Genomic DNA, 15213 nt, shown 5'->3' with positions numbered 1-15213 from the left:
CGCTCACGTCCCGTTGCTGAAATAAAAGTTTAACGGGCTCAGATACTGTTATATATCTGGCTTTGTTTGGTTGTTTCAAATTCTATAAATTAACCTACTGTTTAATTTTCAAAGTTCTTTTATGCTCCTCTTGAGCACATTATTAATATTATCACCATAAAAAAAATAAGTCAACATTTTTTTTATATATTTTTTTACAATTATATGTGTTAAATTATAAAAAGCCCTATTTCTAGGTCTTTTTATAATTAATTTTATTTATTAAGCAGCTTTTTTAATTTCTTTTGTCTTATTTATACTTAACTTAGGAACCCCAAACACTATTGCAAGTATACCACATATAGCCATTAATAACGGATAATGTAAATATTTAATTACCTCAACAGGAGATATAGAAGCCAAACCTGCTGCAGTTAACAATTGTGCTCCATAAGGAAGTATCCCCTGCCAACATGCAGAGAATATATCAAGCAAACTAGCTGTTCTTCTTGGATCTATTTCATATTCATCAGCAATATCCTTAGCTAAAGGTCCTGCCATTACTATTGCAATAGTATTATTAGCTGTACACATATCTACAAGACTAACTAATGCAGCTATTCCAAACTCAGCACCTTTCTTACTTTTAATCCTACTAGTTATGAAGTGTAGTAAAAAATCTATTCCACCATTATACTTTATAAGCTCAACCATTCCACCTATAACTAAGCTTATCATTGCCAACTCTTGCATTCCAGCCATACCATCAGCAACTGCAGTTAATGCACCTAAAATATCAAATGAGTTTGTAAATATACCTACTATTGATGCAAATATTACACCTCCACCCAATAAAGCAAATACATTAACTCCTACTAATGCACCAATTAATACACCTATGTAAGGTAATATTTTTATTAATTCATAATTGTATGCTTCATTTAATACTACATCATATCCAGATGTACTTATTCCTAATATTATCATAGTTATTATTGCTGCTGGTAGCACTATTAAAAAGTTAACCTTAAACTTATCTTTTAATTCGCATCCTTGTGTTCTTACTGCCGCTATAGTTGTATCAGATATCATAGATAGATTATCTCCAAACATCGCTCCTCCAACTATTGCGCCTAAAACTAATGCTACAGGTATTCCTGTAGTTTCTGATATTCCTAGACCAATAGGAGCTATTGCCGCTATAGTTCCCATAGATGTTCCCATAGATACAGATATAAAACAACCTATCACAAATAGTCCAACTACTACTAAGTTAGCAGGTAAAATTGATAAACTTAAATTAACAACTGAGTCAACTCCACCCATTGTTTTTGTAACACTTCCAAATGCTCCTGCTAATAAGAATATAATTACCATTAATATAATATTAGAATTTCCCGCACCTTCACAAAAGACTTCTAATTTTTTATTGAAGCTTTTCTTTGGATTAAATAAAAATGCTACAGCCGTAGATATAATAAAAGCTACTAAAACTGGCATACTGTAGAAATCTCCTGTTATAACTCCACTTCCTATAAATAATAATAAAAATACGCCTATTGGTAATAACGCCCACGGATTACCTTTTTCTAATTTTTTTCTCATTTTATCACCTCTCCTTTAATCTTAATATGAAAAATTTACTTTGCTTCTCCCGCTCATACTCTACCTATGTATAAATGAATGTTTTAACATATCCATAATATTAAAATAAGCCTGAGCATAAACTCAGGCTTTATAAGCAACATTTACACTCATCTTTCAGCATACACTGCAGGATTTAGCACCAATGTATATATAATATACTGGTTGCTGGGTTTCATAGGGCCAGTCCCTCCACCACTCTTGATAAAAGTATTTAAATTCATATTTAATTTTATTTTTTATATATTAACATTTTTCTGTAAATTAGTCAATATTTATATAAAATTTTATTCTTACTTCTGTACTTCCCAGTCAAATAATTGTAAGTTGTAATTTCTAATTAAGTTAATTAGCATCTCTGCATATATAGGTTGACCTTTATCGTCTTTCTTTGTACTATACCCTGCGTCTTCTAAAGCTTGAGCTTGACTTGTATAATGCTTTGCTTCAAATAAACCATTATCGCTATATCTTTTATTCTCAGTTAAAAATTTGCCGTGATCCTTAATTGATCCATCAACAGAGTCATAAACTCTAAAAGATGCAACAATCTTATCATTATAATTTTCACTAGTAGAAACCTCTATGCTTTTCCCATCCCAACGACTATCTGCCTTTATTCCAAATAAGTTATTACTGCTTTTGCTCAACTCTGACTCTCCCCACCCTGACTCTAATATACACTGCGCCATAGTTATTGAAGGAAGTATTTTATAGTCATAATAATTATCAATTGCCATTTTTTTTATTTTTTCTATAAATAAAACTTGCTTACTATCACTAGCTAAATCTTTACCAATCAAGTATACATTTTCTAGATTTTTCTTATAATCATTTGCTTTTTTCTTTTCCTTTTCAGATAGTTTAAGATTATCTAAAATCTTATTAAAGTCTTTTAGTTTATATATATACTCACCATCTTCATTTTTCTCTTTATATATAAACTCCTTACCTATATCCAAAGAGTCTTTTTTCCTTATTTGTGTTAAATCTCCATTATATATAGCCATTTCGATAGCCATAATCTCTTTCCAATTTACCTGTGTTTTTAAATCAGAGGCTTCGTCTGCTACATTCATATAATATTCTATTTTTGAGTTTTCAATATTTTTCTTTTTATACAACTCTTCAATGTGCTTCGTTGTAAAATATGTAGCTATTAAAAACAGTAACAAACCAGTTATTATTAATATTCTTTTCAAATAAACATCTATTTTGCTTTTGCTAGTCCTAAATCTCCTTCTTCTTCCGAGATTTTTTATCCTCTTTCTCCCCATAACAACCTCCCTGCCATACTCATATATCTATTATAATATAGTTTTTAAAATGCTAGTTAAGCAAAAATAAATCCTATATATAAATATATATTTCACCATAAAATTAATATTCTTTACTTTTGCATTTTAAGTACAAAAAAGCCTTCTGTTGAAATTCTCAAGAGAAGGCTTTACATTATCTATTTAGATTTTATTTCTGTCCATGCATCATCGTATAATCTTAATACGTCTGCTGGTAAGTTTACAAATGATTCACTTTTTTCTAGTATTTCTGAAGAAGGGTATGCTATTTTACTGTCCTTCATTTTTGGATCTAATAATTCTAAAGCACCTGTATTTGGAGTAGAGTATCCAATATAATCTACATTTACCTTAGCATTTTCTGGATCTAGCATAAAGTTTATAAACATTTCTGCTTCTTTTTTATTTTCTGCTGTTGTTGGAATACACATTGCATCTATCCACTTATTAGTCCCTTCTTTTGGTATTGCATACTCAAGATTTTCATTACTCTCCATTAAAGTAAGAGCATCTCCTGAATATACTATACCCATTGCAGCTTCTTCAGATAATAATCTATCTTTACCTTCGTCATTAACATAAGCTTGAACTAATGGCTTTTGCTTCACAAGCTCCTCTTTGGCAGCATTTATTTCATCTGGATTAGTAGTATTCATTGAATATCCTAGTTTCTTTAACGCTATACCAAAGCTATCTCTAACAGAATCTAACATTTGTATTTGACCTTCATATTTAGAGTCCCATAATATATCCCAACTATCTACAGTATCTTTTACCATAGTTTTATTGTATAATATTCCAAAAGTTCCCCATAAATATGGAACACTGTACTTATCTTCTGGATCATATGATGGCTTTTTAAAATCCTCACTTATATATTTATAATTAGGTATGTTATTATAATCTATTTCTTGTAACATATCTTCACTTATCATTTTTTCTACCATATAATCTGATGGGAATACTAAATCATATTTAGAACTTCCACTTTTAACTTTTTGATACATACCTTCGTTTGTATCATAAGTTTCATAAACTACCTTTATACCTGTTTCTTTTTCAAATTCTTTTATAAGACTTTCATCTATGTAGTCTCCTACATTATATACGTTTAGTACTTCATTTGATGCTTTTGAGCCACCACATCCTACTAGTAATGTAGATGCTAACATAAATACTGTTCCTAAAGATACTAATTTTTTAAACTTCATATCTAAACCTCCTTATATATTTTTTCGCATATTAATTATTTTTATTTTATTCTTTATTTAACACAGCTTGTTTCTTTGATGTTCTATTTGATAATAGTAATAATATTAAAACCACAACAAACATTATTGTTGATAAAGCATTTATTTCTGGTCTTATTCCTCTTCTAGTCATTGAATATATTTCTATAGACAAGTTACTTACTCCATTTCCTGCAGTAAAGAAACTTATTACAAAGTCATCTATAGACATTGTAAATGCTATAAGCATCCCCGAAATAATGCCTGGTTTTATTTGAGGTAATATTACTTTTCTTAAAGCATACATAGGTGTTGCACCTAAATCCATAGCAGCATCTTCAATATTAGTAGGAAGTTGCTTTAACTTAGGTAAAACAGAAAGTATTACATAAGGTATATTGAATACTACATGAGATAATAACATTGTAGTAAAGCCAAAGTCCATTTTGAAAAATACAAAAAGTGTCATTAATGATACCCCTGTAACAACATCTGGATTTAATATTGGTAAATAGTTTACATTTAGAAGTAACTTTTTGCGATTACCACTTCTCATCTTATGTATACCTATTGCAGTTATTGTACCTATTATTGTAGCTATTGCTGCTGATATTACCGCTATTACTATTGTGTAATATAGCGCACTCATTATTCTGTCATTTTGAAATAATTCTCCATACCACTTAAAGGTAAATCCTTCCCACTTTGACATAGACTTTGAATCATTAAATGAAAATACAGCTAGTGCAGCAATTGGTGCATATAAAAATATAAACACCAACGTTAAATATATATTAGATGTTATTTTCTTTAAAATAATAATCCACCGCCTTCTTTATCTGAATCCTTATCAAACTTATTCATAAATGCCATAGACAGTAAAATCATTATCATCATAAATATTGATACTGCCGAACCAAAATGCCAGTCTCCTACTGTCATAAACTGTTGCTCTATTAAGTTACCTAGTAACATGTACTGTCCTCCACCAAGTAGCTTCGATATAACAAACGTAGAAACTGCCGGCATAAACACCATAGTTATTCCTGAAGCAACTCCAGGCATACTTAATGGAAATACTACTTTTGTGAAAACATGGAATTTATTAGCTCCTAAATCCTCAGCTGCATTTATCAAATCTTGATCCATTTTTGAAAGGACCGTATATATTGGCAGTACCATAAATGGCAGGAAGTTATATACCATACCTAGTAATACTGCTGTATCTGTATATAATATATTAATTGGGCTAAATCCTATTGCGGTGATTATTGTATTTATAATACCATTTTTACCTAGTATTGCTGCCCATGCATATGTTCTTAATAAAAAGTTCATCCACATTGGTAATATGAAAAGTAATATTAAAGTTCCTCTTCTACTTACCTTAGCTTTTGATATTATATATGCTGCAGGATAACCTACAAATAAGCATATTATAGTTGATAATAAAGCTAACCATAATGATCTACCAAAAACCGTAATATATATAGGATCCATTAATCTATTGAAGTTTTCAAGAGAAAACGCATATTGACCATTTTGTTCTGTTGTAAAACCAAAGAATACAATTAAAAGTAAAGGAATTATTATAAATATTGCACTCCATATAGCATAAGGTGATGCTAAATATGAATATGAGTTATTTTTTTTCTTCATTATGCTTCACTTACCTTTTTCATTATGTGTATATCTTCTGGATATATGTCCATACCAAGTTCTTCTCCAACCTTAGCATTTTTAGTGTTGTGTAATATCCATTTTCTTGAGTTTTCTTCTACTACTATTTCATAGTGAACTCCTTTGAATACAACATCAGTTACGATTCCCTTTATCATTCCTTCACTTGGACTTGTCATTTTAATATCTTCAGGTCTTATTACAACATCTATATTTTCATTTTTTCCAAATCCTTTGTCAACACAATCAAAGTTTTGTTCACAGAACTCTACTTTATAATCATCATGCATAATACCATCGAATATATTACTCTCTCCTATAAACCTTGCAACAAAAGCATTTTCTGGTTCATTATATATATCTTCGGGTGTTCCCATTTGTTGGATTTTACCTTTATTCATAACTATTATTGTATCAGACATAGTAAGAGCTTCCTCTTGATCATGTGTAACAAATATAAATGTAATCCCTAATTTTTGTTGAATTTTTTTTAGCTCAGTTTGCATTTCTTGTCTAAGCTTTAAGTCTAATGCTCCTAGTGGTTCATCTAGTAAAAGTACCTTTGGTTCATTTACTAACGCTCTAGCTATAGCTATTCTTTGCTGTTGCCCACCACTTAGTGAGTCGATGCTTCTATTTTCAAAACCTTCTAAAGCTACAAGCTTTAACATTTCTTTAACTTTTTTATCTATTTCTGCCTTAGGCATTTTCTTTATTTTTAATCCAAATGCTATATTTTCATATATATTCATATGTGGGAATAAAGCATATTTTTGGAAAACTGTATTTACCGGTCTTTCATAAGGAGGTATTTCATTCATTTCTTTATCTTCGAATAATACATTACCTGCGTCTGCAAACTCAAATCCAGCAATTATTTTTAATGTAGTTGTTTTACCACATCCACTTGGTCCTAATAAAGTTAAAAACTCATTTTTCTTTATATCTAAAGATAAATTATCTAAAACCGTTAGGTCATCATATGTTTTACTAATGTTTTGTAATCTTATAATATTTTCTACCAAATTTAACACCTCTTTTCTAGAATGACGGCGGAGTAGTTACCCAAATCACTTTTGCATCTGTTTTACCTGAGTTTGATATATAGTGATTTGCTCTAGGTCTAAAATAGAAACTCTCTCCTTTTTTTACTTTGCTTTTTTTATCGCCTATATGTACATATATAGATCCTGCAAGTACATAACCAAACTCTTCTCCTTCGTGAGGCTTTTCTTCTTTATATTGCCCACCTGGATATAAAGTTATTATTATAGGCTCCATTTCGTTTTTTTGAGAATTCGGAATTAACCATTTTAATGTATACTTTAAGTCCTCGTCTTCAGTCTCAAACATATCATCTTTAGTAAATGAAATTCTCTCATCATCTATTTCATTAAAAAATTCCCTTAAATTTGTTCCTAAAATCTCTAGTATATCTATAAGGGTCGCAATGGATGGTGATGTTAAATTGTTTTCTAATTGAGATATAAATCCTTTTGATAGCTCACATCTATTAGCTAATTCTTCTTGTGTAAGCTGTTTTTCTATTCTCATTCTCTTAATTTTTTCACCTATATCCATATTCTCACCTCCTTAGTTTTTTGTTATTATAACTAAACATCTAGTTTAAAATTTCTAAACAACAAAGCTTATTATATAAAATTCTATGATATAATTCAATACTTTGTAACTAATTTTTTATTTTTTTTTAATTTAAGTAAAACTAGCATTTCTCACGCTTTCAAATAATATAGTTCAAAAGTTGTTTATATAAATATTCATAAAGTTTAGTATCCCTAATTTTTATAATTTAATTACAAAAAGCATAATAATAAAAAAATAACACCCATTTAAGGTGTTATTTTAGCTAGCTATTATCTTGTACACTTTCAATATTTTGTACTTCTTCTATATAACTTTTATTTTTATCTTCAATATATGTTTTAATGCATCTTATATCATCTGCAATGAATCTATGTTTTATTTTGCTACTATCAAATTTACATATCTTAAATACAATATGAATAATATATCCTAAACCTATAGCACTTATTACTGTCCCGATTCCTACGCTACCTCCTAAAATATAACCTACTATTAAAGCTCCTATTTCAATCGTACCTCTTATTAACTTAACCGGTTTATTAGTTCTTTTTTGTATAGCTACCATAAGACCATCTCTTGGTCCGCTTCCTAAACCACATCCCATATATAAAACTGTACCAAATGCCATGCATATCATACCTGATATTAACATTATAACTCCAGATAAAAATCTACTAGATACAGGAATTATATTACTAAAAGCTATCAAATCCATAAATATTCCTATGAAAGTCATATTTAATACTGTTCCCCATCCTATATTCTCACCTAATATAGCATCTAATATTACTACTATTGCACCTACAGTTATAGAAGCTGTACCTATAGTAATTCCGATATTTTTTGATAAGCCTTGATGTAATACATCCCAAGGTGATAAACCTAGACTTGCATTTATCATCAATACTATTCCAAATGCACAAATTATAAACCCTGCAAATAACCTAATTAACTTAAAACACACCTTTTTAATCAATTTCAAATCCCCCAAATTATATAGTCTCATAACAATTATAACATAACAATCATTCGTCCTAACAATGTTACCTCATTTTAATTCATACTTACCCTTACAATAACATTACTTTAGTATAAATTTAAGCATTATGATTTATATTTAGATTTATTACTAAATATTTGTCTATAATATATTTGTTAGGTATGATATTATAGTGAATTATACATAAAATTATTATTTATAAGGAGATGATTTAATTTGATTAATATAGGCGAATTTAATACATTAAAAGTAAAAAGAAAAGCTGAATTTGGCTATTTCTTAGATGGACTAACTCAAAATTCTAAAGATGATATACTACTTCACAATAGATTTCTTGGTAAGAAGTCATTAGAAGTAGGAGAAGAAGTTACTGCATTCATATATAAGGATTCAGAAGGACGTCCTACTGCAACATTAGATTTACCATTTGCTAAAGTTGGAGATGTTGCATTATTAAAAGTTGTTGAAAATACGGAAATAGGTACATTTATAGATATGGGACTTCCTAAGGATATATTAGTTCCTTTTAAAGAAAAAACTTTTGACTTAATTCCTGGTCAAAAATACTTATTCTATATATACTTAGATAAATCAGGTAGATTAGCTGCAACAACTAACATTGATTTACACTTATCTACTGACCATGAATATAATGTAGGAGACAACGTAAACGGTATAGTATATGGTTTCCAAACAAATAACTCAGCTATGATATGTGTAGATAACAAGTATGCTGGCGTGATTCTTCATAACGAATACTTCACTGAACTTAATATAGGTGATGAACTAAACTTAAACGTTATAAAATTATACGAAGATGGCAAACTAGGTCTTACGCCTAGACAAGCTAGAAAAGAAGAATTAGATACTCTTGAAACAAAAATCTTAAGTTACCTTGAAGGTGCTGATGGTCATATGAGATTTAATGACAAATCAACTCCAGAAGAAATATCAACAGTATTTAACTCTAGTAAGAAAAACTTCAAACGTGCTCTTGGAGTGTTAATGAAAAAAGGAATAATAATACAAGATGAGAACGGAACTCACTTAAAATAAAACCTTACATCTTCAAGTAAGTTAATTAACTATTACATATTTATAAATATGTAGATTTGTTAATATGCAAAATAAAAATAGGTTGTCTCTAAAAGGAGACAACCTATTTTTATTTTGCATATTGGATTCTTCCTGTTTCATATATATTATTTCCATAACTATCTATAGCCACAATTAATTGCAAGTCTTTTACAACTATTTTTCTTACAGCTTCTGCACCTAATTCTTCATATGCTATTATTTCACATTCTTTTATAGAGTTAGATATGTACGCACCAGCTCCACCAATAGCTGCTAAATAAACTGCTCCATAATTTTCCATAGCATCAATGACCTTCTTATCTCTCTTGCCTTTTCCAATCATAACTCTAAGTCCCCTTTCTAAAAGAGGAACTGTCAAGTCATCCATTCTATAACTTGTAGTTGGTCCTGCTGAACCAATAACATCTCCTGGTTTACTTGGAGTTGGTCCTACATAATAAATTCCTTGACCATCTAAATCAAATGGTAAGCTTTCGCCTTTATTTATACTATCAATCAACCTTTTATGCGCTGCGTCTCGAGCTGTATATATTGCACCACTTAAGCTTATAACATCTCCGCAAGTCAGTTTTCTTATATCTTCTTCTTTTAACGGCATATTTAAATTAATCATAGCCTTCCCCCCTATATTATTACTTTTTTATGTCTCGATGCATGACAATTTATATTTACTACAACTGGCAATCCTGCAATATGAGTTGGAAAAGTCTCAATATTTACTGCAAGTGTAGTTGTATTTCCTCCTAGTCCCTGTGGACCAATACCTAAATTATTTATTGATGTAACTAGCTCTTTTTCTAACTTAGATATTTCTTCATTTTCATGGTTTTCTCCAACATTTCTTAGAAGAGCTTTTTTTGCAATTTGAGCACATTTATCAACTGTGCCTCCAATACCTACACCTACTACTATAGGTGGACATGGATTTGGTCCTGCCTCTGAAACTGTATCAATAATAAACTTTTTAATACCTTCCACTCCATCTGACGGTTTAAGCATTTTTAACTTACTCATATTTTCACTTCCAAATCCTTTTGGCGCAAACTCAATACAAATTTCTTCTCCTTTTGTCATTTCATAATGTATTATTGCAGGAGTATTGTCTTTTGTATTAATTCTATTGATCGGCTCTACAACAGATTTTCTTAAATATCCCTCTTCATAGCCTTTTCTAACGCCTTCATTAATAGCTTCTTCTATAGTATCTCCTTCAACTATCACATTTTGACCTAATTTAACAAAGAATACTGCCATTCCCGTATCCTGGCATATCGGAATATTATTTTCCTTTGCAATTTTTGTGTTTTCCAATAATATGTTTAATATATTTTTACCTAGTGGACTTTCTTCTTTATCCAAACTTTTATTTATAGCATCGACAACATCATTACCTAAGTTAATATTTGCATCAATACACATGTTTTTAACTTTATCTGTTATTTCTATGGATTTCACTACCCTCACTCGAACATCCCCCTTTTTTTTAATTTTAAATATTCGTATACATATAAACCTTATCATTTTTAAGATAGTTTAACAATATATGAAAGTATATTATTAAAAATAACCCAATAAATTTTTCTAAAATATTATAATTTAATTTTATATTTACTCTATTGTGCATTTTTTGTTTTATTTTTAATTTTTTTAGAATATAAAAAGGAGGTAATCAAATCTTTTTATAGAATTAATTATATATAAGTATATTACTTGCTGTAGTATAATTTACACAATTTAGTCGTATCGGGAGTGAAATAAATGAATTTTGAAAGTATAGATCTAACAGTAAAATCTTTTGATGATATCAATCTTCATTATAAAAAAGATCTTATCGATAATCCAAAAGCAATAATATTAATTTCTCATGGGCTTGCTGAACATTGCGGTAGATACGACTATACTTCAAAAAAATTAAATAGTTTTGGGTATAGTGTTTATAGATACGATCTTAGAGGTCATGGGCTATCAGACGGACGCAGAGGATTTATAAAAAAAGTAGACGACTTATTTGAAGATGCTAATACATTTGTTAATTTAATAAAGTCAGAAAATCCAGGTAAACCTATATTTATGCTAGGTCATAGTTTAGGTGGACATATTTTAGCCGGTTTTGGCTGTAAATATAAAGATAAAGTTAACGGAATGATATTTTGTAGTTCTCTAATTTGTGATAACTTCGGATATACAGATGTGGAAGAGGAAAATCCAGACCCATATACTTTAATTCCAGAATGTAATGTTCATGATTTAACTCATGATCTTGAAGCTATATATTCTTACGAGAACGACGGTTTAGTATTAGAATATATCACATTAGGCATGTATAATGCATTAAATGAAAGCTGCAGTACTATAGAGAACATAATTCCAGATTTTAAGTACCCTAGCCTTATAATACATAGCAGTTCAGATAGCATAGTATCACCTGAAGATAGCAAGTATCTTTTTAATAATATTACTTCTAATGATAAAGAGTTTATGTTAATAAACGGACTTTATCATAAGCTTTTAGATGAAATAATGAAAGATGAGATATTACTTAAAATATCAAGTTGGATGGACTTAAGGATAGAAAAATAGAGACTTAATAAAGTCTCTATTTTTTTATTATATCTTCAAATTCACAATTTATTATAGATTTTAAATCACTAGGTGATAATTCTATTTGATATCCTATTTTCCCAGCACTAACTATTATAGTTTCTAAACTTTTCGCACTTTCATTTACAAATGTTTTATATAACTTTTTCATACCTATAGGAGAACATCCACCTCTAATATATCCAGTATATTTATTGATATCTTTTACAGCAATCATTTCTATATTTTTTTCTTTAGCTACTTTTGCACCTTTTTTTAAGTCTAAACTTTCATGAACTGGAATAACAAAAACATATAATTCTTTACTAGCTCCTTGAGCAACCAAAGTTTTATATACCTCATTAACATCACGACCTATTTCATTAGCCACTTCCACACCATCAACATGATCATTTTTTACACTATAAGACCATGTGTTATAATTCACCTTATTTGAATCTAATATTCTCATTGCATTAGTTTTTACTTTGCTCATAATCTTACTCCTTTTTCATTGGCTATTTAATTTAATATAATGTTATATTAAATTTGATACATCATCTTTATTCAAAAATTCATCATTACTAAGTATGCACTTAATTTCAACTGGACTATTACCTAAAACAAATATTTTATCTGATAAATATAAAGCTTCATCTATATCATGGGTAACAAAAATTATAGTTCTATTTTCTTTGACCTGAATTTCTTTTATTTTCTCCATAATCATATTTTTATTTTTTATATCAATAGACTTAAAAGGCTCATCCATTATTATTACTTTTGATGTATACATAAGACCTCTAGCAATGTTTACTCGTTGTCTAAGACCACCACTAAGCATTTGTGGGTAATATTTTTTAAATTCTTTTATCCCTACCATATCAAGATATTTATCACATATATTATCTATATCTTTTTTATTATATTTTTTTCTACATACAAGCTTTATATTTTCCTCAACGCTTAACCAGTCAATTAACCTGTCATCTTGAAAAATATAACTTATTCCCAATTCTTTTACCTTTTGTATTTCTTCAGTATCATTATCCATAATACCACTTATAATATTTAATAATGTACTTTTTCCACATCCCGACTTTCCAACTATAGTATTTATTTTATTACTATAAAAACCTATTTGAAAATCTTTAAATACAATTTTATCTCCATATTTCTTATTTATTTTTATAACATCTATCATCTTTTCCATATATATAGTCTCCTTTCTATTATTTTTGAAATTTTATCCAAAATCATAGAAATAGAGACTATAACAATTATCCAAGCAAATATAGCAGGAGTATTAAAATTTATCTTCTCTACTTGTATCATAGCCCCCATACCATACTTAGGTTGGCTATATACTTCCCCCGCAATAACAACTTTTAGTGCTAAAGAATATGTAGATACCAAAATTCCTGAAAGCTGTATCTTTATTGCAGGCAGATAAATTTTTAATATTTTATCTTTAAAATCTACTTTGTATAAACTAACCATCTCTATTACATTTTTATCTATCCCCATCAAAGCTGATAATACTGCGTCATATAAAATAGGAAACACTATTAAAAAGCCTACAATAAAAGAAGCCTTCTCTTTATTAAACCATATAAGTGCTAGAATTATTAGTACCATAGTAGGTATTGATGTTGCCAATGAATTTAATGGCTTTAAAAAATTTCTAAACAACCTACTAGCATATGCAAATATGCCAAGTATTATAGCTAATAAAGAAGCACATATAAAACTAAATAAGCATCTAAATATAGAATATAAAACGTCTAGGTAAAACTTCGAACTAGAAACTATTTCTCTTAAACTCTCAATCACCTGACCTATAGTAGGAAGGTAAATATCATTATTTATTTTAACTGCAACTATCTGCCATAAAAATAAGAGGATAGCACAAGAAAGCACTACCTCCATCTTATCATTACTTAGTATTTTTTCTAGATTTAGTTGCCACGGTTTAATATTTATCTTACTTTTTAACAAAGAAGATTTTTTCATCTGGCAAACTTCCCCCCACTGTCTTTCCATCAAAATTAAATAATTTTTTGTAGTAATCATTATACTCATCTTTCATATCTGCTATTGGTATGAATTTTAAGTTTGCTCTTTCCATACATTTGCCAATAACTTTAGCATCTGTAGAAACACCTATTTCATTTGCATAAACTCCAGCTTCTTCACTATTTGAATTTGCCCAATCTATACTTATTGATAATTCTTTTAAAAATATATCAACAAATTCCCTATTAGACTCTGCAAAGTCACTCTTTACTATAACTGTAGATTGAGGATATCCATTTTTTGAGTTGTTAGCTTCTTTCCATTCATCATTTAAACTTGATATGATCTTCATATCACTATTTTTTGCTAGTAAACCAGTAAGAGCTGGCTCAGGAACAAATCCTGTGCTTACCTTACCTGTTGCTAATAAAGGTACAAGTTCACTTGCTGAGTTTACATAATTAAAATTAATTTCATCAATATTTATACCTTTTTCATTTAGTAGTGATTGTACTGTAATATCTGGAGTTAATCCCTTACCTGTATTTCCAACTTCTTTCCCCACTATATCAGAAATACTAGATATATCATCACTAGATACTAAGTAAAAAGATCCCATACCTACTGTTCCTGCAATTTGATAATTAGATGTTTTATTATAAGCTATAGCTGCCATATTTGACGGAACTATGGCTATGTCTGGTTCTTCTTTCATAACTGTCGTAGACAACGTCTCAGCTGTTGCCTCTACATTGTATGCTAAATTATATCCGTCTTTTATTTTTGTTTTTTCTTTAGCTAATTTCGCTATAGATATTGCTGGCAACCCATCTGGTGATACTATTTTTACTTCAACATCTTCCTTTACGACTTCATTCTTCTCACCACTGCATCCGACTAATAATGTTGTACATAATGCTAGTGACAATATTACTGATACATACTTTTTCATTTTTACTCCCCCTTCATATCCCTCTTTATATTTTTACGAATAGACCCCTTTTATATTATTTTATTTATTAGTTCAGTATAAAAATAACCTATAGAATAAACAATAAATAATTGTCCATGCTATAGGTATTAT

At 29.1% G+C, this 15213-nt stretch carries 16 protein-coding genes and 1 riboswitch; of the genes, 2 read left to right on the top strand and 14 right to left on the bottom strand.

The annotated features are described in order from the left end of the window. Nucleotides 1-261: 261 nt before the first annotated feature. The 8 genes from ACI48P_RS20505 to ACI48P_RS20470 all read right to left on the bottom strand — a co-directional run bounded on the left by ACI48P_RS20505 (nucleotide 262) and on the right by ACI48P_RS20470 (nucleotide 8411). Complete coding sequence (locus ACI48P_RS20505; RefSeq protein ID WP_475219130.1) at nucleotides 262-1584, bottom strand: Na+/H+ antiporter NhaC family protein; 1323 nt, start codon at nucleotides 1582-1584, stop codon at nucleotides 262-264. A 146-nt stretch (nucleotides 1585-1730) separates the two neighbouring features. Beyond that, nucleotides 1731-1834: riboswitch (SAM riboswitch) on the bottom strand. Between the two features lie 82 nt (nucleotides 1835-1916). Further along, complete coding sequence (locus tag ACI48P_RS20500; protein ID WP_475219128.1) at nucleotides 1917-2900, bottom strand: glycoside hydrolase family 73 protein; 984 nt, start codon at nucleotides 2898-2900, stop codon at nucleotides 1917-1919. Nucleotides 2901-3079: 179 nt separating this feature from the next. After that, nucleotides 3080-4132, bottom strand: a complete 1053-nt coding sequence (locus tag ACI48P_RS20495; RefSeq protein ID WP_475219126.1) for an ABC transporter substrate-binding protein — start codon at nucleotides 4130-4132, stop codon at nucleotides 3080-3082. Between the two features lie 46 nt (nucleotides 4133-4178). After that, on the bottom strand, nucleotides 4179-4862 hold the full coding sequence (locus ACI48P_RS20490) for an ABC transporter permease (protein ID WP_475219134.1): 684 nt from the start codon (nucleotides 4860-4862) through the stop codon (nucleotides 4179-4181). Nucleotides 4863-4960: 98 nt separating this feature from the next. After that, the gene (locus ACI48P_RS20485; RefSeq protein WP_475219124.1) at nucleotides 4961-5809 is read right to left on the bottom strand and encodes an ABC transporter permease; all 849 of its coding nucleotides are present in this window, start codon (nucleotides 5807-5809) and stop codon (nucleotides 4961-4963) included. After that, nucleotides 5809-6855 (bottom strand): spermidine/putrescine ABC transporter ATP-binding protein, encoded by a 1047-nt coding sequence (gene potA, locus ACI48P_RS20480; protein WP_475219122.1) that lies wholly within the window; start codon nucleotides 6853-6855, stop codon nucleotides 5809-5811. The genes ACI48P_RS20485 and potA overlap by 1 nt, the downstream gene beginning before the upstream one ends. A 16-nt stretch (nucleotides 6856-6871) precedes the next feature. Beyond that, entirely contained in the window at nucleotides 6872-7411 is a 540-nt protein-coding gene (locus ACI48P_RS20475) for a helix-turn-helix domain-containing protein (protein WP_475219120.1), read from the bottom strand. A gap of 286 nt (nucleotides 7412-7697) precedes the next feature. Next, nucleotides 7698-8411: a YczE/YyaS/YitT family protein gene (locus ACI48P_RS20470; RefSeq protein ID WP_475219118.1), complete on the bottom strand. Its 714-nt coding sequence runs from the start codon at nucleotides 8409-8411 to the stop codon at nucleotides 7698-7700. Nucleotides 8412-8651: 240 nt separating this feature from the next. Here ACI48P_RS20470 and ACI48P_RS20465 point away from each other — a divergent pair, with 240 nt between their 5' ends. Then, the gene (locus tag ACI48P_RS20465; protein ID WP_475219117.1) at nucleotides 8652-9491 is read left to right on the top strand and encodes a CvfB family protein; all 840 of its coding nucleotides are present in this window, start codon (nucleotides 8652-8654) and stop codon (nucleotides 9489-9491) included. A 109-nt stretch (nucleotides 9492-9600) separates the two neighbouring features. Here ACI48P_RS20465 and ACI48P_RS20460 read toward each other — a convergent pair whose 3' ends face one another. Together ACI48P_RS20460 and ACI48P_RS20455 are read right to left on the bottom strand one after the other, a co-directional pair. Continuing rightward, nucleotides 9601-10146 carry a Fe-S-containing hydro-lyase gene (locus ACI48P_RS20460; RefSeq protein WP_475219116.1) on the bottom strand — a complete coding sequence of 182 codons (546 nt, stop codon included), beginning with the start codon at nucleotides 10144-10146 and terminating at the stop codon, nucleotides 9601-9603. Nucleotides 10147-10157: 11 nt separating this feature from the next. After that, complete coding sequence (locus ACI48P_RS20455; protein ID WP_475219115.1) at nucleotides 10158-10997, bottom strand: fumarate hydratase; 840 nt, start codon at nucleotides 10995-10997, stop codon at nucleotides 10158-10160. Nucleotides 10998-11291: 294 nt separating this feature from the next. On the opposite strand from ACI48P_RS20455, the gene ACI48P_RS20450 reads away from it, so the two are divergent. After that, entirely contained in the window at nucleotides 11292-12113 is an 822-nt protein-coding gene (locus ACI48P_RS20450; protein WP_475219113.1) for a lysophospholipase, read from the top strand. Between the two features lie 16 nt (nucleotides 12114-12129). Here the strand turns inward: ACI48P_RS20450 and ybaK are convergent, their stop codons facing one another. The 4 genes from ybaK to ACI48P_RS20430 are packed head-to-tail and all read right to left on the bottom strand — an operon-like array spanning nucleotide 12130 to nucleotide 15081. After that, nucleotides 12130-12609, bottom strand: coding sequence for a Cys-tRNA(Pro) deacylase (gene ybaK, locus ACI48P_RS20445; RefSeq protein ID WP_475219111.1), 480 nt, complete (start codon nucleotides 12607-12609; stop codon nucleotides 12130-12132). A 42-nt stretch (nucleotides 12610-12651) separates the two neighbouring features. After that, entirely contained in the window at nucleotides 12652-13326 is a 675-nt protein-coding gene (locus ACI48P_RS20440; RefSeq protein ID WP_475219110.1) for an ABC transporter ATP-binding protein, read from the bottom strand. Further along, on the bottom strand, nucleotides 13314-14126 hold the full coding sequence (locus ACI48P_RS20435; protein ID WP_475219108.1) for an ABC transporter permease: 813 nt from the start codon (nucleotides 14124-14126) through the stop codon (nucleotides 13314-13316). Before ACI48P_RS20435 ends, ACI48P_RS20440 begins: the two co-directional genes overlap by 13 nt. Beyond that, on the bottom strand, nucleotides 14098-15081 hold the full coding sequence (locus ACI48P_RS20430) for an ABC transporter substrate-binding protein (protein ID WP_475219107.1): 984 nt from the start codon (nucleotides 15079-15081) through the stop codon (nucleotides 14098-14100). The genes ACI48P_RS20435 and ACI48P_RS20430 overlap by 29 nt, the downstream gene beginning before the upstream one ends. Between the last annotated feature and the right edge of the window lie 132 nt (nucleotides 15082-15213).

The organism is Romboutsia sp. LXY-2, from assembly GCF_056171995.1.
The sequence above is the reverse complement of the archived record's forward strand: the minus strand, read 5'-3'. Positions and strand labels throughout refer to the sequence as shown.